Consider the following 18,265-nt stretch of genomic DNA (forward strand, 5'->3'; position numbering starts at 1 on the left):
TCAAGATGAGATTTCCCAACTAGTAAGACCCCTTGAAGACCACGAGGTTGATAGGCCTGAGGTGGAAGTGCAGCAATGTATGGAGCTGACAGGTACTAATCGGTCGAGGGCTTATCCAAATTTCTAACGCAAACTCAAGTTTCGTATCCAGTTTTCAGGTGATCAATCATCTGAAAATGAATATTCCCTGATAGCTCAGTTGGTAGAGCACTCGACTGTTAATCGAGTTGTCACAGGTTCGAGTCCTGTTCGGGGAGCCATATGGAGAGGTGTCCGAGTTGGCCGAAGGAGCACGATTGGAAATCGTGTAGGCGTCACAAGCGTCTCGAGGGTTCGAATCCCTCTCTCTCCGCCATAATTTTTCTTTAATAAGTAAGGCCCGTTGGTCAAGGGGTTAAGACACCTCCCTTTCACGGAGGTAACAGGGGTTCGAATCCCCTACGGGTCACCATTTAACTTTTCACTTGATTTAACACTAAGGTTTCTGGTACAATTAAATTTGTCTTTCCCTGGAGGCTTAGCTCAGCTGGGAGAGCATCTGCCTTACAAGCAGAGGGTCGGGGGTTCGATCCCCTCAGCCTCCACCATAATTTACTTTGACAAGTAAATAATCATTTTAACTGACGCGGGGTGGAGCAGCCCGGTAGCTCGTCGGGCTCATAACCCGAAGGCCGCAGGTTCAAATCCTGCCCCCGCAATTATCCCTTTGAGGGATGAAGATTTACCAGTGTGGAGCCGTGGTGTAGAGGCCTAACATGCCTGCCTGTCACGCAGGAGACCGCGGGTTCGAATCCCGTCGGCTCCGCCATTTATTTACACGAAGGAAACTGTCACTGTAACCATTGCTGAGTATAGCACCGGGGTAGGTAGAAGGTTCCGAAACTTTTAATACGGCTCGGTAGCTCAGTCGGTAGAGCAGAGGACTGAAAATCCTCGTGTCGGCGGTTCGATTCCGTCCCGAGCCACCATTGATTTATTGAATAGGTAACATGCCGTTGTAGCTCAATTGGTAGAGCAACTGACTTGTAATCAGTAGGTTGGGGGTTCAAGTCCTCTCGACGGCACCATACTTGGAGGCTTAGTGAAGTGGCTAAACACGGCAGACTGTAAATCTGCTCTCTACGAGTTCGGTGGTTCGAATCCATCAGCCTCCACCACTTTTTATAGGGGCATAGTTTAAAGGTAGAACAAAGGTCTCCAAAACCTTTGGTGTGGGTTCAATTCCTGCTGCCCCTGCCAATTTTCAAATAACTTAATACTTTTTATGGCGGTCGTGGCGAAGGGGTTAACGCACCGGATTGTGGCTCCGGCATTCGTGGGTTCAAGTCCCATCGATCGCCCCATTTTTAACTAAAAAATAATCGTTGGGGATTAGCCAAGCGGTAAGGCAACGGACTTTGACTCCGTCATCCATAGGTTCGAATCCTATATCCCCAGCCATTTTAAGCGGACGTGGCTCAGCGGTAGAGCATCGCCTTGCCAAGGCGAGGGTCGCGGGTTCGATTCCCGTCGTCCGCTCCATTCTATTATAAGGCGCCATAGCCAAGTGGTAAGGCACAGCTCTGCAAAAGCTCTACCCCCAGTTCGAATCTGGGTGGCGCCTCCATTTTCTTTTTAGCGGGAGTGGCGGAATCGGCAGACGCACAGGACTTAAAATCCTGCGGTAGGTGACTATCGTACCAGTTCAAGTCTGGTCTTCCGCACTTTTGATTTATGTCCCCTTAGCTCAGCTGGATAGAGCGTTTGACTACGAATCAAAAGGTCAGGAGTTCGAATCTCTTAGGGGACGCCATTATAACTCGCTTAAAGAAAATAAATATGAATATGCCGGTGTGGCGGAATTGGCAGACGCGCGCGACTCAAAATCGTGAGGGAAACCGTGGGGGTTCGAGTCCCTTCACCGGCATTACATTTAAATCTAAAGTTCATCAGATAATATCTGATGAACTTTTTTTATTTTGAAGAGAGAGCTCTCCGTGCCTGCAACAGCAAAAAACAGCCCTTCCTATACCAGAGTGGAGCAATAAAAGATGGAAATTTTATGTGTTGCTGTTAGACTAACATTTGAGTGAAGTAGAACGAGAGTGAAGGTGAAGACAATGAGTCGGGAAATTCATACACTTCAAGTTGGAGACACAACACTGGAATACACGGTAGTTGGCAAAGGAATCCCCATATTGCTTCTTCATGGAGGGCACTCGGGGTGCCAGGAGGTATTCGGCTATGAACGGTTGTTAGAGTCGGGATTCTCTATTATTACTCCCTCTCGTGCAGGATATGGCCGTACTACGCCAGTGATGGAGTTGATCCAAGCATGCAGCTTGTATAAAGAGCTCTTGGATCATTTATCCATTGATCATGTCCATGTCATGGCGATCTCAGCTGGCGGACCTAGCGGTATTTTGTTTTGCTCCTTATTTCCTGCCAAGGTCTCTAGTTTTACGTTGCAGTGTGCGGTTACAAAACCATGGCTGACACCGGCGGATCAAGCATATCGAGCTGGAATGCGTATTTTTAATCCGAATAGGGAAAGAGGAACTTGGAGGATGCTGGCGGTATTCAGCAACCTGTTCCCGAAATTAATGTTCAGATTGATGGCATCTTCTTTCTCAAATTTGCCTTATTCAGAAGTAAAACAACGAATAGACAACACCGCGATTGAAGAGTTTCGCAAAATGAATAATCGGCAACGCTCTCATTCAGGTTTTCTCATTGACTTAAAGCACACGCAGCATGATTATTCCAAAGAAATGGCCCATATTCAAGCGCCGACGTTAATCATGCACAGTAAAAATGATCGTTCAGTACCTTTAAGCCATGCAGAATATGCAAAGGCATATATTCCCCAAGCAGAACAATGTATTCTTGACTCCTGGGGACATCTCATATGGATTGGAAAGCATGCGGTTGAGTATGACGATGCATTAGTGTTGTTCTTAAAACGGCAAGAGCAACGAAATCTTTCTACTGCATAAATAGTATTCATTTGCGAGGGTTCCGAAATGGAGGGTTACTGTCTTGAGAAGTGAACAAGAAATGATGAAACTCCTTATGGATTTTGCTGTTAAGGATGATCGAATTCGATTGGTAACTTTGGAAGGATCACGCACAAACAAAAACATTCTCCCTGATCGATTTCAAGACTATGACCTCTCTTATTTCGTTACAGATATTGATTCTTTCAAAGGAAATGATGAGTGGCTTCGAGTTTTCGGTAAGATGCTCATGATGCAAAAGCCTGAAGATATGAAGCTGTTTCCGCCAGAATTGGGGAATTGGTTTTCCTATTTAATGATTTTTGAGGATGGAAACAAAGTAGACCTGACATTAATTCCCATTAACGAGTTGGAAGATTATTTTGCCAATAGCGATGGTTTAGTTGAAGTGTTGCTCGACAAGGACCTGCTGCTCAAGAATGAAGTTTTCGCCAACGATCATAAATATTGGATTAAAAAGCCTACTGCAAGAGAATTTGACGATTGTTGTAATGAGTTCTGGATGGGTTCGACCTATGTAGTAAAAGGATTAGCGAGAAAAGAGATCCTGTTTGCGATTGATCATCTCAATGAGATTGCTAGACCTAATTTGCTGAGGATGATGGCCTGGAACATCGGGTCGGAGCAAGGGTACAATTTTAGTGTGGGGAAGAACTATAAGTTTATTAATCGTTATCTTTCCAATGAACATTGGGAAAAGCTCCTATCCACCTATTCGGAGAATGGGTATCCGGAAATGTGGCAGTCGTTATTAACTTGTTATGACTTATTTAGAACATACTCGAAAGCTGTATCAGAAAGACTTGAATATAACTATCCCGACTATGATGAGGTTATCACTAAGTATACTGAAAGTATTTACGCATCATTGAGGTAAACTACAAGGAGGTTGATTGCCATGAAACAAAATAGCTATGACGATCCAGGCTTCTTCACGAAATACAGCCAAATGCCCCGTTCAACAGGAGGGTTGGATGCTGCCGGGGAGTGGTCCGTTTTTCGGGCGATGCTTCCGGAACTCAAGGACAAAAAGGTGCTTGATCTCGGTTGCGGTTATGGATGGCACAGCAGATATGTACGGGAGCATGATGCCAGTTACGTTGTAGGCGTGGATCTCTCTGAGAAAATGCTGGAGCGTGCCAGAAGCATGACCCGCGATGAGAAGATCAAATATCAGCGGAGCGCCATTGAAGATATCGATTATGCCGAGGGGGAGTTTGACCTGGTGATCAGTTCCCTCGCACTCCATTATGTTGGAGATTTTGAGAGCATTTGCCGCAAGGTTTATCACTGTCTCGCATCCGGCGGTACCTTTGTGTATTCGGTGGAGCACCCGGTGTATACCGCGCTTCCGGAACAAGACTGGGTTTACAGCGAGAGGGGAGAGAAATTGCATTGGCCGGTCGATCGTTATCATGAAGAAGGGCCGCGAAATGCAAGATTTCTTGATCATGATGTCGTCAAGTATCACCGAAGCATTGCGACGCAGGTGAATGCGCTCATTACATCGGGATTTCGAATTCGGGAGATGTCCGAACTTAAGCCGGAAGATTACCAGATCGAGCAGGATCCGGAATGGAAGGATGCAAGCCGAAGACCCATCTTTTTGTTGATTGCCGCAGATAAATAAGGAAGGACCCAATACCATAGTCATACACAATGAAGTTTTCAATACTATATATAGTAGTATTTTGCCTTCGGCAGTGTCTATAATCACTGTAAGTTGATTTTTAATGGGGTATACTTTCTGGACAAGCGGGGTAACACACCCAAACTCGCCCTTAGTCGAATACCTAATTTAAAATCACTAACGAAGGATGAATTAAATGATAGTTATTAAGCGAGACGGCTCAGAGGTAGCATTCAATCAACAGAAAATCATCGATGCGATTTGCGCGGCCATGAATAGTACGAAGAAAAAGGGCGACTCCGAATTGGCACAAAAGATAGCCGACAAGGTGACGCGGAAAATCTCCAAGCTGGAGAAAGTGGATATCGAGCATATTCAGGATGAAGTTCAATCCGCGCTGATGAATAGCAGAAGGAAAGACGCTGCCGAGGCCTACATTGGCTATCGCGAAATTAGAACATTGAAGCGGCGTGAACGCAGCAGTCTGGATAAGAAGGTACTTGGGCTCCTGGAGCTCACGAATGAAGAGGTACTGAAAGAGAACTCCAATAAGGATGGGGCGACCATTCCGACGCAGCGAGATTTGCTGGCAGGCATCATGGCGAAGGATTTCGCCCAAACCTACATGATCCCCAAACGGGTTGTCGAAGCCCACAACAGCGGGGACCTTCATTTTCATGATCAGGATTACAGCCCTTATTTCCCGATTTATAACTGCATGCTAATTGACCTGAAGGGAATGCTGGAGAACGGCTTCAAGCTCGGCAATGCTCAGATCGAAACACCAAAGTCTATTACAACCGCTACAGCGATTACGGCACAGATTATCGCACAAGTGGCGAGTCACATCTATGGCGGCAATACGATTAATGAAATAGACAGAATTTTGGCCCCCTATGTGTTTGAATCTTTTAAAAAGCACTATCGCAAAGGCCTGGAATGGCTGTATATGCTGGAAAAAGACGAAATCGAAGATATAGATATTTCCTGGGAAAATAAAAAATTACATAAGAAGTACCCGCGTTGTTTTGAGTATGCTAAAAGTTTGACCGAGAAAGAAACCTATGATGCGTTTCAATCTCTTGAATATGAAATCAATACGCTGGTGAGCGCCAACGGACAAACCCCCTTCAGCACATTCGGCTTCGGACGTGGATTGTCTTGGGCGGAGCGGCAAATCCAGATCGCTATTTTGCAAAACCGGATCCGCGGGCTTGGGAGAGACGGGAAAACCGCCATTTTCCCTAAGCTGATCTTTGGCCTGGAAGAGGGCGTCAACTTAAAGCCGGGGGATCCAAACTACGACATCAAGCAACTGGCTTTAAAATGCAGTACATTACGAATGTATCCCGACATCATTTCCGTACCGAAGGTCAAAGAAATTACCGGCTCCTTCAAATTTCCGATGGGCTGCCGCTCTTTTTTGGGCAGATATGAGGAGAACGGAGAGGAACTCCATGACGGCCGGTTTAACATGGGGGTAGTCACCGCCAATTTGCCGCGGATCGCTGTCAAAGCGAACGGCTCGGAAGCCGCTTTTTACCGCCTTCTGGATGAGCTTCTTGAAGTGTGCAAGGAAGGACTCATGTATCGTATTGAGCGCTTAAAAGGCGTCAAAGCGAAGGTGGCCCCGATCTTGTATATGGAGGGCGCCGCGGGCAGCCGCCTTCAACCGGAGGATACCATCGATCATCTGCTTAAGAACGGAAGAGCCAGCATCTCGTTAGGCTATATCGGCATCCATGAAACGATGATGGCTTTGTACGGAACCTGTCTTTTTGACGATCAGGAATTGCGAAATAAAGGGTTGCAGATCGTGCAGTACTTAAGCCAAAAAGCCGAGCAATGGAAAGAGGAGACCGGTTACGGCTTCAGCTTGTATTCCACACCGGCCGAATCCCTATGCTACCGCTTCTGCAGACTGGATGAGGAGAAGTTCGGCCGTGTTGAAGGAGTGACGGATAAAGGTTATTATACGAACTCCTTCCATCTCGACGTGAACAAGAAAGTGACTCCATTTGAAAAGATACAATTCGAGAAGGATTACCCTCAATACGCAAGCGGCGGATTTATTACGTACTGCGAATTCGATTCGATGGTCAACAATCCGGAGGCGCTGGAAGCGGTATGGGATTACGCTTATGAACGGGTGCCCTATTTTGGAACGAATACGCCGACCGATCGATGCCTGGAGTGCGGGTTTGAAGGTGAGTTTGAAGCGACAAATACTGGCTTTGAATGTCCGAACTGCGGCAATGCCAATCCGAAAACCTCTTCCGTCATCCGGCGCTGCTGCGGGTATTTGTCGGAGCCGAGCCAACGGCCGTTTAATGCGGGCAAGCAAAAAGAAGTTCTCTCCCGCGTGAAGCATATGTGAGCCTAATGAATATCGCGGATTATAAAAGATTTGACGTCATCAATGGAAGAGGACTCCGGCATTCGATATTTACATCAGGCTGTACGCATCACTGCAAGGGCTGTTTTAATGCGGCTACATGGAACTTTAATTACGGGAAGCCTTATACGGAAGAACTGGAAGAACAGATCATTGGCGATTTGAATATGCCGGATGTTCAGATTACCGGCTTGTCCATATTGGGCGGAGAACCGTTTCAGAATGTCGATGGACTGCTGCGGCTAGCTTCAAGGGTTCGCAACGAATGCAAAGGTAAGGATATCTGGGTCTGGTCCGGTTATACGTTCGAAGAGATTATCGCGGACGATAACAAACGGAAGCTGCTATCTTGTTGCGACGTGCTTATCGACGGGAAGTTCATCCTGGAACAGCGCAATCTGAAGTTAAAGTGGAGGGGCTCCAACAATCAACGCGTGATCGATGTGAAAGAAAGCTTACGAACAAAGCAGGCTGTACTAATGCCCCTATAATAAGAAATATACACAGCCCTCGTCTTGAAGTTCAAGGCGGGGGCTGTTAGGTTTTAGGATTCCGTCGTCGCGGCTAGCGTCATTTCGATCATTCCCGTGCTGGTCGGATCCACGGCTCGGGATTTTTCTGAAATGCGGGATATCGAACTATTTAAACTGATATAAACTGTATTTTGGGTGCGAAAAGTTCAGTATCATATCTAAATGTTCACTATGAACATTTGGGTGGTTTCGTTATGATAGAGGGGAGATAAATTAAAGAGTCAAAGTACAAGAAAAGGGAGCAGCGCGATGGACATCACCAGGCTTGCGGAGCTTGTAAGGAACATGACGCCTGCCGGTCCGGAATTGTATTATCCGGGAGGGGACGGAGCGACGTTCTGGAACATGGTACGAAGCAGCGGGGATTACGCGGCGGATGTTGCCGAGATCACGTCGGAGGGGAGGCGACTGCTTGCCGCTCCGGCCGAGGAATTGACCTATTCGTTGTTTTCGCTGTTTTACAAGCAGGGCTCAAGACTTGAATACGAGTCGGTATATTTCGAAAAAAGAAGGCGGCTGGGGACATTTGCGATTCTCTCGCTGCTGGAGCCGGAGTGTGAACGTTACGAGGCAGCCTTGCTGGATGCGGTCTGGTCGATTTGCGGCGAAGTGACCTGGTGCTTACCGGCTCATCTCAGCAACGATGAGTCGCCCCGGAAGGCCATCGATTTATTTGCGGCGGAGACCGGCTTTACGCTGGCGGAGCTTCGCCTGCTGCTCGGCGAACGGCTGCCGCCGATGCTCCGCGCGGTGATCGGAGAGATGGTGGATGAGCGGCTGTTCCAGCCTTTTCTGGAGAACGGCCCCTATAGCTGGGAAGAGGCGGAGCATAATTGGTCGGCGGTATGCGCCGGTTCGATCGGCTCAGCTGCGCTTTTATTGCTTCATGAAGAACGTGACAATGAACGGCTGGCCCGGATTCTGGAGAAGATGCAGCGCAGTATGGGCTTTTATTTACGGGGCTTCGGCGATGACGGCGCCTGTCTGGAAGGCTTAAGCTACTGGAATTACGGATTTGGTTATTTCGTATATTACTCCGATTTGCTGTCGAAGCGCAGCGGGGGCAAGCTGGACTGGTTCAGCGAGGAGAAAGTCCGCCGAATCGCGGGTTTCCAACAAAAGTGCTTCCTTGGCGGCAACGCGGTCGTCAATTTTTCGGATGCGTTGCCGCATGCGAGTGTCCAGCTTGGATTGTCGAGGTATCTTGCAGCCAAGTATGAGGAGGTCCAATCTCCGCCGGTATCGCTGTGCGCCGATTTCCGTGAGGATCATTGCAGCCGCTGGGCCCCGGCACTCCGCAATCTGCTTTGGCGCGGCCTTGCGGAAGATTGCGCCGACTGGGACCCCGGCGATTTCTGGCTTGAAGATGCCGGCTGGCTGCTCTCCCGTGCGGAGACGGAAGCGGGCACTTTCGGCTTCGCCGCCAAAGGCGGGCACAATGACGAGCCGCACAACCATAACGATCTGGGCCAGTTTATTTTGGCCGGCGGGGGCGACTTTTTTCTGTCCGATCTCGGATGCGGTGAATATACGAAGGACTATTTTCGGGAAGCCAGGTATGTTTATGACTGCAACGGTTCTCAGGGACATTCCGTCCCGATCATCGACGGCGTGCTCCAGTCCGAAGGCCGCGGCCAAGCCGCGACGATTCTGGAGCAGTTGATCAGCGACTCCGAGAGCAGGCTGGCGGTGGAGCTATCCGCAGCTTATATCTGCGAAGGACTGGAGTCGTTCACGAGATCTTGGGTTTGGCGCAAGACGGCGTTGCCTGAATTGGAAATGCAGGATGTTTATCGGTTTGCCAGTGCCCCGCAGCGCTTGACGGAACGCTTCATTTCGCTGATCAAGCCTGCGGAATCGGAGACAGCGGGAGTAATGCTCCTTGCCTGCGGCTCCATGGGTCTGGAACTGCATTATGATTCCGAACGCCTGCGGACTGAGGTGAACGAGATCACCTTCCGCAATCATTTCGGTGAGGACACCGTTTACTATGCGCTGGACTTCCATGTGAAGAAGCCTGAGGCGAATACGGAATTGGAGTTGTTGTTCAAATTCAAATTTACAAATATCAATATAAGTTGAATAAAGTTCATCATATATTTCGAAGCGGAGGAACTGATGCAAATGGCAAAGAAGTTGGCATGGGTGAACGAGGCTTGGAATCAATCCCTGAACAAGACGCTGCGGAATTCGGCGAGAATCGGCTCTAACTTTCCGCACGCCAGCAAGGGCGGAGTCTATGATCTGGCCGAACCCGAATGGTGGACCGCCGGATTCTGGCCGGGCCTGCTATGGCTGCTGTATAACGGGAGCGGCAAGGAGGAGCTCAAGCTAATTGCCGAGGCATGCGAGGCTAAGCTGGACCGCGTTCTGGACGCTTATGTCCGGCTGGATCATGATCTCGGCTTCATGTGGACGCTGACCAGCGTAGCGAACTACACATTGACCGGCAATGAGGAATCCCGGGTCAGAGCGCTCAAGGCGGCCAATTACCTTGCCGCCCGCTTTAATCTGAAGGGCCGCTATATTCGGGCCTGGAATCCATGGTCGGAAGGAGAGCGGAACGAAGGCGTGGCCATCATCGATTGCTGCATGAATATGCCGCTCTTGTTCTGGGCCTCCCGGGTTAGCGGAGATCCGCGCTTTGCCCATATTGCAGAGGCGCATCTGGATACGGTCGTACAGCATTTTATTCGCAAGGATGGCTCTGTCTACCATATCATTAATTTCGATCCGGTGACGGGCGACAAGGTGGAAGGGCTGGGAGGACAAGGGTATGCTCCGGAGTCGGCCTGGTCCCGCGGCGCAGCCTGGGCCATTTACGGACTGACCCTTGCCTATCATCATACTGGCAAGCACGACTACCTGACCGCCGCGATGAGAGCGGCCCATTTCTTCCTCAGTCGTTTGCCGGAAGATCACGTGCCCGCTTGGGATTTCCGCGCGCCGGAGGAGCTTCGGCAGCTGCGCGACACGTCGGCCGCTTCCTGCGCGGCAAGCGGCCTCATTTTGCTGGCGCAGATGCTTGACGGCCAAGAGGATGCAGGAGTCTATTTTGCCGCAGGGGAGCGCATCCTCAAATCGCTGTACGAAAATTACGGCGATTGGGAGAATCCGGCGGAGGAAGGTCTTCTGCTTCATGGGACCAGCCATTATCCGCAGGGATCTAACGTGGATGTACCCCTCATTTACGGCGACTACTATTTTGTCGAAGGACTTGCCCGCCTGAAAGGCTGCGGACCGTTTTTCTGGGAATAAGCAAGGGAACGCTAGGCGACTAGATGAAGGAGAGGACGTGGCTCCATGGAAGGCATTTTGAAATCGATCGAACATAATCCGCTGGACAGTAAGCAGGATCTCCAAGATGCGCTTCGACAGCTCGTAAGACCGCTTAAACCACTGTATGCTGCAGGAGGAAGCCGGCTCCCGATCAAAGGGAGCAGTGCCGGATACGGAGAAGAGATTGCCGGTATGGAGGGGTTCTCCCGCATTCTTTGGGGGATCGTCCCGCATTTGGCGGGAGGCGGCACAGACGAATTGTGGGAGGACTGCTTGCGGGGAATCATCAGCGGAACCGATCCGGAACATAAAGATTATTGGGGAGACGTAGGAGATTACGATCAACGTCTGGTGGAGATGGCTGTTCTCGGCATGGCGCTTAGTATGATTCCGGAGCGGATCTGGGAGCCGCTTGAGGAGCGGCAGCGCCGCAATTTGTATAACTGGCTGAACACGATCAATTCCCACCCTTGCCATGATTGCAACTGGCTCTTCTTTCATGTCATGGTCAATATGGGCTTTTACAAGACGGGCCAACCGTACGACAAGGTTCAAATGGAGAAAAACCTGCAGCGTATTGAGCAGTTTTATCTTGGCGGCGGATGGTATAGCGATGGGGAGGGAGGACATAGCGACTACTATGTGCCATTTGCGATCCATTACTATGGCTTGGTCTACTCCAAGCTTATGGAGAAGGAAGATCCGGAACGCTGCCTGCGATTTAAGGAACGAGCAAAACGATTTGCCGGAGATTTCATTCAATGGTTTTCGTCCGACGGGGCCGCTCTCGCCTACGGGCGCAGCATGACGTACCGTTTCGCCCAGTCCGCCTTCTGGAGCGCATTTGCCTACGCGGAGGCCTGGACCGATACCTTCACTCCGGGCGTGGTGAAGGGACTTATCCTGCGTAATTTGCGCTGGTGGTTCAAGCAGCCGATCTTTGACGCCGGCGGCGTTCTGACGGTCGGCTATGCTTATCCCAATCTGGTGATGGGGGAGAACTATAATTCGCCGGGCTCTCCATACTGGGCATTGAAGACATTTCTGGTGCTTGCCCTAGAGGATTCGGAGCGTTTTTGGAGCGAGCAGGAGCAGGAATTGCCCTCATTACCTGCTTTGTCCGTCCAAAAAGAACCTCACCTGGTGCTGTGCCGCCAGGAAAGCACCGGACATGTCACCGCCTTTAATGCCGGTCATTTGTCGTCGAATGAGCATACCCACACCTCGGCCAAATATGAGAAGTTTGCTTACTCTTCGGCGTTCGGCTTCAGCGTGCCGAGAGCGGAGTGGGGGCTCGGCCAAGCTGCTATGGACTCGATGCTCGGGCTTAGTGAACGCGACAATTTGTATCGCGTCCGCCGTAAGAATGAGGAAACCTGGATCCGCGGCCATGTCTTGTACGCAAGGTGGCTGCCTTGGTCCAATGTAGAGGTTGAGACCTGGATCGTCGCGGGCTTGCCGTGGCATGTCCGGGTTCACCGGATCACGACCGGTCGCAGCCTGGATGCCGCCGAAGGCGGGTTTGCGCTGGGCTTGCAGGAAGAGCAGGGCGTGAAGGTGAACGGGCAGGATGTAGGAGCGGTCAACACTACGGGCCATTCGGGAATTCACGGCCTTCTAGGTTATGACGAAGGTCTGATGGTATATCCGAATGCGAATACCAATCTGCTGCATCCGCGCACGGTTCTCCCGACGTTAGTGGCCGCGCTGGAGCCGGGAACCCATTTAATCGCGGCGGCCGTATACGGTCAGCCGGGGAACGGGGAGGTACCGGAGCTTGCGGAGGCGCTGCAAGGGCTGGGAGTAACCGTGGAGCCTGGCACGGTGGTAATCAAACTGGAAGATGGAGAAGCTCTGCGAATTGGATAAATAGTCCGAAGGCTGAAACGTGACAGATCCGGATTTCTCTTCAATAAGGAAAACAACAAACGTCCACGATCCCGCCGGAATTGATCCGGCAGGTATCGGGGACGTTTTGCGTTTAATCATAAAGCAAAAAAGGAGGCATGAAGATGATGGTACAAATCTCAAGAACGGATGGAAATTTCGCTGTCCGGATCGCAATTTTTCACGATCGCTTTGAGACGAGGCATTTCCCATCGATGGCATTTGTATTCCAGCATCTGGGGGATGCCGTTGCTTGAAGCTTCCCCGACATAAGCGGCGCGGCGGTTTAGATAGCGCGCCAGCGCAGTTTGAATCTCGGCGCATTCCCGGCTTTCAATCTGCACCAGGACGTTTAGTTTTAAGCCAAACAGCGGTATTTTCACCGATTCATAAGCGAGAATATAGGCGGTTACCGAATATACGGCTTGTTCAAAGCCAAAGTGAAACCCGGCGGCTAGCAGGATGAAGCAGTTCAGCATCATCATCATTCCCTCCGGCGAAAGGCTTTTTCGTTTAAGGGAACGAAACCTTTCCACGGCCTTCTCAGCCGTATCGAGGGCGCCTCCAAAGCGCAAAGCTAGGCCTAGACCGAGTCCCAGCGAAAGACCGCCGATCAAAGCGGCAAACAGCGGATTGCCCATAAGCGCCGGATAAGGGTGCAGCAGGATTGTGCCTATAGAGAATACAAGCAGGCCGCATACCGTAAATATCGCAAAGGAAGCATCGATATTTTTGCGTGCCAGCACAAGTAACGGCAGGTTCAGCAGGAATAAGAACAAGCCGAGCCTCATTTCCGTCGATAGGGCAAAGAGCGCGGATAAGCCGGTCACCCCGCCTACTACGATGCCATGCGGCATAAGAAACAGTTCCAATCCAGCAGCGGCAAGCAAGGCTCCGGCGATGATGCCGGCCAGTCTGAGTAAAAAGGGATATATCCGCCATGGATCTCGGCGGTCGTGCATTGGAGATTCGGCCGTGAGTTTGTTTTTCAAGCTCACTCCCCCTTTCCAAGGGTACGAAATTTGTGGAAGCCGAATTCTTCGATCTCTTTGACGTACTTCGTTTCGGCAAATCAACAGAACCAGGAGAAGAGCGCCGATCGCTTCGGCGACGGGAATGGCACATTGCGGTTAAACATGAGAAACGCGGATATGTTTTATAAGAGGACTCCAAGCGCTAAGTTGACTCCGATAAATACGGACGGGCCGATTCGGATAAGAAAAACGAAGTTTTAATAGAGATTAGTCCGGCGGCCGCAATGAGGGCGACCGCCGGACCAAGTACGATATGACAATCAAACACTGCCATTCAGCAGAATGTGTCTGATTTGTTGTTGATGCAGGCGTTCTCCGATTACGACAACCGTAGCGTTAGCCGTAAGCATCAAATCCGCACCCGGATTGACGTGCTTCTTCTGGTTATTCTCGATCACAGCGATGATGGTCGCACCGGACCGCTGGCGAATTCTCAGTTCACCTATAGTTTTGCCGATAGCTTTAAAATTCGATTCAAGACGATACGATTCGATAATAAGACCGCCTAGCGCAACTTCAATATTTTCAAGGGCGGTTGGTTGGTAGGTTACGCCTCCGACAATCGCCGACACGTATCTTGCTTCGTCATCATCCAACACAATCTTACGAGTACGGTCATCAGGATTTTCTTCATCATAATGATACATTTCCCGTCGGCCGTCATCATGAATGATGATTGCCAATTTTTCACCGCTGCGCGTTTGGACAACAAATTTTTTACCTATGCCCGGCAAATCCGTTTCTTTGAGATTCATTAGCTTCAAGCCTCCAGAGTTCATAGTAACCATTCCCGATAGGGTTTGGATAATAATGCCGGAAATTCACCGGCCCAGGCCTAATAAGACTGCGCAGGCAGCCAATATCAAGCCACGAACATACTCGTAAATTTGATCGGCATGAGTACAATACGTTTCTTAAACAGGTAAAAGAACGGGCGAAGAAAAACCCGCGGAATGACAAGCGTTAGTAGTGCCAGTACAGAGGCTGCCAGAAATGAAGATGCAGCTCTGTCAATAAATAGCTTGCCCTGATGCGAAGAATTAAGACGAAGAGTTACCTTGTAGGAACGATTGCTCTGCTCTGTATCAAATGCATCCTTTCCCATATTCTCGGATACCCCGGGAGTCAAAGAAAGAACGGGAAGGGACAAAAACATGAAGCAGGTCAGAAACGCAATAACCAGTACTGTGGCTACCTTTGGGATCCGCTTCCTCATGTTTATCCCTCCCTTTGAATTATAGTTACTTACTTCAAAGGATAGCATACAATGCCTTTTATCTCAAAGAATTTAAGACTTTATAGAGGTAGTTAAAAAGTCATCTTTTGATCACGAAGTGTCTCAGGCTCCATATCCGGCATCGAATCTTGAATTCAGAAGGGCCTTCCGGTGCTCACGTAGGTTTTGCCTACGCTCCGCTCCTCAGTCCCTTCTTCATCCAACCTTCTCGGTGCTAAAAAGTCGACTTTTTGAACACAGATTGAAAGAGGTAGTTAAAAAGTCATCTTTTGATCACGAAGTGTCTCAGGCTCCATATCCGGCATCGAATTTTGAATTCAGAAGGGCCTTCCGGTGCTCACGTAGGTTTTGCCTACGCTTCGCTCCTCAGTCCCTTCTTCATCCAACCTTCTCGGTGCTGAAAAGTCGACTTTTTGAACACAGATTGAAAGAGGTAGTTAAAAAATCATCTTTTGATCACGAAGTGTCTCAGGCTCCATATCCGGCATCGAATCTTGAATTCAGAAGGGCCTTCCGGTGCTCACGTAGGTTTTGCTTACGCTCCGCTCCTCAGTCCCTCCTTCATCCAACCTTCTCGGTGCTGAAAAGTCGACTTTTCCATTCCAGGCTTTAAAAGTAGCGAATCAAAATATAAACACTTGCTATCGCAACGGATAGCAGCATTAGCGGAAAACCGTATTTTAAGAATTTCATAAAGCTAATCGGTTCTCCTTCTTTAGCGGACATGCCGGCAGCGATCAGGTTGGCGCTCGCTCCAATCAGCGAGCCGTTGCCGCCAAGGCAAGCGCCTAGCGCCAAGCTCCACCAAAGCGGCTCGAGATTGTTGATCCCCATACTTCCCATGTCCTGGATCATCGGAATCATCGTGGCCACAAACGGTATGTTATCCAGAAAAGCAGAAGCTATGGCGCTCAGCCACAAAATGAGCATCGAAGTAAACAGCGGGTCTCCCCCGGTTAAATCGATAGCCCGCTCCGCCAGCTGCTTGATGGTTCCGGTTTCGATCAGTCCGCCTACAAGCACGAACAGTCCCACGAAGAAAAAGATCGTCGGCCATTCCACGGTTCGGAAAGCTCTTTCCATCACATGTTCGCCTGTAAGCAACAGAAGGAGAAAAGCTCCGGCCAAGGCTACGGTTGCGGATTCCAAGTGGAAGGTTTGATGCATGAAAAATCCAATCAGGGTGAGCCCCAGAATCGTCAGGCATTTCACCAAAAGCTTCCGGTCCGAAATCAGTCCATTCAGGCTCATTTTCATCATGCCCTCGCGAAGTGCGTCTGAGGTTTTCAAGCCTTTCCGGAAAATCAGAATGAAGAGCGGCAATGTTACCGCCAGAATCAGGATCGCAACCGGGGCGAGATTTTGCAGGAACGCCATGAAGGTCAGCTCTTTAACGGCACTGCCGATCATAATGTTTGGCGGATCCCCGATCAGCGTAGCTGTACCTCCGATATTGGAGGCGATAACCAATGCGAAAACGTAAGGAAAAGGTTTTACTTTCAACTGGCGAGTAATGCTGAATGCCACAGGCACCATTAAAATAATGGTCGTGACATTATCGAGAAAGGCTGAGCCTACCGCCGTAATGAGGGCGAGAAGCCACAAGATCGTAAGCGGATTACCTTTGGCCTTCTTGGCCGTCCAAATCCCTATATAGTTGAAGAGACCCGTTTCCGCCGTCGTATTGACGATAATCATCATCCCGATCAGCAATCCGAGCGTATTGAAATCAATGTGGTGGATGGCCGATTCCTGGTCAATGATGCCCAGCACGATCATCAGTACGGCTCCGACCATGGCCAGTAGTGTCCGATGAATCTTCTCTGAAATAATAAGTGCATAAGTTAGCAAAAAGATGGCGATTGCCCAAATAGCTTGATGTTCCATATTACTCCTCCTCGGTTGGGTAAACAGCAATTCGGACTACTGTATAGATTGCCATGAAGGGGCGGAATTATGCCTTATAAGCCTGAAAATAGGCAAAAAGAGCCCACAACATGGCAGGCTCCTCCGATAACTGTCGTTTTCTATTGTTTTTAGTGCATTTATCATTATATTATGGGCTATTTGAAAAGTAAAGACTGAAAACCGGGGGGCGTCAGAATCGCCTGTCTATCCTGAGGCGGAACCTTACCTCGACTTTGGTCTAGGTTCAAAAACCGTCCCCGGTCCGTTTTGAAGAAACCCATTCAGGCCTAAAATAGAGTCATAAGGTTGAACAAATGAGAGGCGGTGATAAACAATGAGAACAAATCGGCCCAATGGTTTTGCGATAATACTTATTGCCCTTGGCGTTCTGATTCTGCTGGGCAAATTGACTCCGTTCCTGGGTAGCCTGTTCGGCTTGGTACTCGCGATAGCGATGATCGCTCTTGGCTACTATGGAATAAAGCGCGGAAATGCGTTTTTCGGGTGGATCGTTCTGTTCCTGGGGATTATATCCTTGATCTCCAAGCTGGCTTGGCTGATCGTTCCGGTGCTCGGAATCGGATTGATCGTATACGGGATTTCCTCCCTCAAAGGCAAGCGGGGTTACTGATCATATATACGAATACATTTGATAGAAGAATAGCCGAAAGGTTAGGAGGGACAAAAGAGCATGAGTGTATTTCGCCGAGTACGGGATATTACAGTAGCAAACTTGAATGAACGCCTGGAACAATCACAGGATCCGGTACGCTTGATCGACCAATTCCTGATCGAGACCCGCCAGGAAATTGCGGAAGCCGAGAAGCTTCATCATCAATACGCCGGTCACACCAAACAACTGAAACAGCAGGTGGATCAGGCGACAACCATGCGGAACAAGCGTGAGGAACAGGCGCTGCTTGCCCTGAAGGCAGGTGAAGAACATCTAGCCAAGCTCGCGCTGCAGGAGAAGATGTTGTACGACGAAAAAATCGAGCAGTATACCGATCTTTACACGCAGAGTTTGGAGTCGCTTCAGGAACTTGAACATCAGCTTCATGAGCTGAAGACCGAATATCAGGTGGTCTACAGCAAACGGCAGTACTATTACGCCAGAATGGAAACTCTTCGTTTGCAGCAGCGGATGAACCAGCGGATGAACGGATACGGGACACAAGACGTTCCGAAAATGTTCAATCGTCTGGAGGACCGGGTATCCGATATGGAATGGGAGGCCCGGAGCTTACGCGATTTGCGCAAAGCAGGTCAGGACTTCGTAAACCAGGCCGGATCCGCAATCCAATCGACTCTGGAACAGGAGCTCTCCCGTTTGAAGCAGAAGCTGAATAACAAAGGAGAGGAGTAA

14 protein-coding genes, 17 tRNA genes and 1 rRNA gene are annotated in these 18,265 nt (G+C 49.6%); 28 read left to right on the top strand and 4 right to left on the bottom strand.

The window, feature by feature from the left end; genetic code table 11:
• From KB559_RS23310 to KB559_RS23435, 26 genes are all read left to right on the top strand, one after another.
• Nucleotides 1–119: ribosomal RNA gene (locus KB559_RS23310) — 23S ribosomal RNA — on the top strand; the annotation flags it as partial.
• Between the two features lie 65 nt (nucleotides 120–184).
• Nucleotides 185–260 (top strand) — tRNA-Asn (locus KB559_RS23315).
• A gap of 3 nt (nucleotides 261–263) precedes the next feature.
• Nucleotides 264–355 (top strand) — tRNA-Ser (locus KB559_RS23320).
• Between the two features lie 21 nt (nucleotides 356–376).
• Nucleotides 377–451, top strand: a tRNA-Glu gene (locus tag KB559_RS23325).
• Between the two features lie 60 nt (nucleotides 452–511).
• Nucleotides 512–587, top strand: a tRNA-Val gene (locus tag KB559_RS23330).
• A gap of 37 nt (nucleotides 588–624) precedes the next feature.
• Nucleotides 625–698: transfer RNA gene (locus KB559_RS23335), tRNA-Met, on the top strand.
• A gap of 33 nt (nucleotides 699–731) precedes the next feature.
• Nucleotides 732–808, top strand: a tRNA-Asp gene (locus KB559_RS23340).
• Between the two features lie 84 nt (nucleotides 809–892).
• A tRNA-Phe gene (locus tag KB559_RS23345) sits at nucleotides 893–968 on the top strand.
• A gap of 23 nt (nucleotides 969–991) precedes the next feature.
• Nucleotides 992–1,067: transfer RNA gene (locus KB559_RS23350), tRNA-Thr, on the top strand.
• A 5-nt stretch (nucleotides 1,068–1,072) separates the two neighbouring features.
• Nucleotides 1,073–1,157 (top strand) — tRNA-Tyr (locus tag KB559_RS23355).
• Nucleotides 1,158–1,165: 8 nt separating this feature from the next.
• Nucleotides 1,166–1,239: transfer RNA gene (locus tag KB559_RS23360), tRNA-Trp, on the top strand.
• Nucleotides 1,240–1,267: 28 nt separating this feature from the next.
• Nucleotides 1,268–1,343 (top strand) — tRNA-His (locus tag KB559_RS23365).
• A 22-nt stretch (nucleotides 1,344–1,365) separates the two neighbouring features.
• Nucleotides 1,366–1,440: transfer RNA gene (locus KB559_RS23370), tRNA-Gln, on the top strand.
• Nucleotides 1,441–1,446: 6 nt separating this feature from the next.
• A tRNA-Gly gene (locus tag KB559_RS23375) sits at nucleotides 1,447–1,521 on the top strand.
• An 11-nt stretch (nucleotides 1,522–1,532) separates the two neighbouring features.
• Nucleotides 1,533–1,606, top strand: a tRNA-Cys gene (locus KB559_RS23380).
• 11 nt (nucleotides 1,607–1,617) lie between these two features.
• A tRNA-Leu gene (locus tag KB559_RS23385) sits at nucleotides 1,618–1,703 on the top strand.
• A gap of 12 nt (nucleotides 1,704–1,715) precedes the next feature.
• Nucleotides 1,716–1,792: transfer RNA gene (locus KB559_RS23390), tRNA-Arg, on the top strand.
• A 34-nt stretch (nucleotides 1,793–1,826) separates the two neighbouring features.
• Nucleotides 1,827–1,906: transfer RNA gene (locus KB559_RS23395), tRNA-Leu, on the top strand.
• Nucleotides 1,907–2,099: 193 nt separating this feature from the next.
• Nucleotides 2,100–2,975: an alpha/beta fold hydrolase gene (locus tag KB559_RS23400; protein ID WP_211025643.1), complete on the top strand. Its 876-nt coding sequence runs from the start codon at nucleotides 2,100–2,102 to the stop codon at nucleotides 2,973–2,975.
• Between the two features lie 43 nt (nucleotides 2,976–3,018).
• On the top strand, nucleotides 3,019–3,873 hold the full coding sequence (gene ant(6) / locus KB559_RS23405) for an aminoglycoside 6-adenylyltransferase (RefSeq protein ID WP_211025645.1): 855 nt from the start codon (nucleotides 3,019–3,021) through the stop codon (nucleotides 3,871–3,873).
• 21 nt (nucleotides 3,874–3,894) lie between these two features.
• The gene (locus KB559_RS23410; RefSeq protein WP_211025647.1) at nucleotides 3,895–4,626 is read left to right on the top strand and encodes a class I SAM-dependent methyltransferase; all 732 of its coding nucleotides are present in this window, start codon (nucleotides 3,895–3,897) and stop codon (nucleotides 4,624–4,626) included.
• A 196-nt stretch (nucleotides 4,627–4,822) separates the two neighbouring features.
• Nucleotides 4,823–7,003: an anaerobic ribonucleoside-triphosphate reductase gene (nrdD, locus tag KB559_RS23415; protein ID WP_211025650.1), complete on the top strand. Its 2,181-nt coding sequence runs from the start codon at nucleotides 4,823–4,825 to the stop codon at nucleotides 7,001–7,003.
• A 5-nt stretch (nucleotides 7,004–7,008) separates the two neighbouring features.
• The gene (gene nrdG / locus KB559_RS23420) at nucleotides 7,009–7,512 is read left to right on the top strand and encodes an anaerobic ribonucleoside-triphosphate reductase activating protein (protein ID WP_211025652.1); all 504 of its coding nucleotides are present in this window, start codon (nucleotides 7,009–7,011) and stop codon (nucleotides 7,510–7,512) included.
• Between the two features lie 291 nt (nucleotides 7,513–7,803).
• Nucleotides 7,804–9,636 carry a heparinase II/III family protein gene (locus KB559_RS23425; RefSeq protein ID WP_211025654.1) on the top strand — a complete coding sequence of 611 codons (1,833 nt, stop codon included), beginning with the start codon at nucleotides 7,804–7,806 and terminating at the stop codon, nucleotides 9,634–9,636.
• A gap of 36 nt (nucleotides 9,637–9,672) precedes the next feature.
• Nucleotides 9,673–10,812: a glycoside hydrolase family 88 protein gene (locus tag KB559_RS23430; protein WP_481856479.1), complete on the top strand. Its 1,140-nt coding sequence runs from the start codon at nucleotides 9,673–9,675 to the stop codon at nucleotides 10,810–10,812.
• A gap of 45 nt (nucleotides 10,813–10,857) precedes the next feature.
• Nucleotides 10,858–12,702 carry a DUF2264 domain-containing protein gene (locus KB559_RS23435; RefSeq protein WP_211025659.1) on the top strand — a complete coding sequence of 615 codons (1,845 nt, stop codon included), beginning with the start codon at nucleotides 10,858–10,860 and terminating at the stop codon, nucleotides 12,700–12,702.
• A gap of 158 nt (nucleotides 12,703–12,860) precedes the next feature.
• Here KB559_RS23435 and KB559_RS23440 read toward each other — a convergent pair whose 3' ends face one another.
• The 4 genes from KB559_RS23440 to KB559_RS23455 form a co-directional block, all read right to left on the bottom strand.
• Entirely contained in the window at nucleotides 12,861–13,712 is an 852-nt protein-coding gene (locus tag KB559_RS23440; RefSeq protein ID WP_211025661.1) for a YitT family protein, read from the bottom strand.
• A 302-nt stretch (nucleotides 13,713–14,014) separates the two neighbouring features.
• Entirely contained in the window at nucleotides 14,015–14,509 is a 495-nt protein-coding gene (locus tag KB559_RS23445; protein WP_211025663.1) for a cation:proton antiporter regulatory subunit, read from the bottom strand.
• 107 nt (nucleotides 14,510–14,616) lie between these two features.
• Entirely contained in the window at nucleotides 14,617–14,970 is a 354-nt protein-coding gene (locus tag KB559_RS23450) for a hypothetical protein (RefSeq protein WP_211025665.1), read from the bottom strand.
• Nucleotides 14,971–15,600: 630 nt separating this feature from the next.
• Nucleotides 15,601–16,878 carry an ArsB/NhaD family transporter gene (locus tag KB559_RS23455; protein WP_211025667.1) on the bottom strand — a complete coding sequence of 426 codons (1,278 nt, stop codon included), beginning with the start codon at nucleotides 16,876–16,878 and terminating at the stop codon, nucleotides 15,601–15,603.
• A 355-nt stretch (nucleotides 16,879–17,233) separates the two neighbouring features.
• Here KB559_RS23455 and KB559_RS23460 point away from each other — a divergent pair, with 355 nt between their 5' ends.
• Together KB559_RS23460 and KB559_RS23465 are read left to right on the top strand one after the other, a co-directional pair.
• Nucleotides 17,234–17,530, top strand: a complete 297-nt coding sequence (locus KB559_RS23460) for a hypothetical protein (protein ID WP_211025669.1) — start codon at nucleotides 17,234–17,236, stop codon at nucleotides 17,528–17,530.
• A gap of 60 nt (nucleotides 17,531–17,590) precedes the next feature.
• On the top strand, nucleotides 17,591–18,265 hold the full coding sequence (locus tag KB559_RS23465; protein ID WP_211025672.1) for a PspA/IM30 family protein: 675 nt from the start codon (nucleotides 17,591–17,593) through the stop codon (nucleotides 18,263–18,265).

The organism is Paenibacillus sp. Marseille-P2973 (assembly GCF_018101095.1).
Taxonomy (GTDB): Bacteria; Bacillota; Bacilli; order Paenibacillales; family Paenibacillaceae; genus Fontibacillus; species Fontibacillus vini.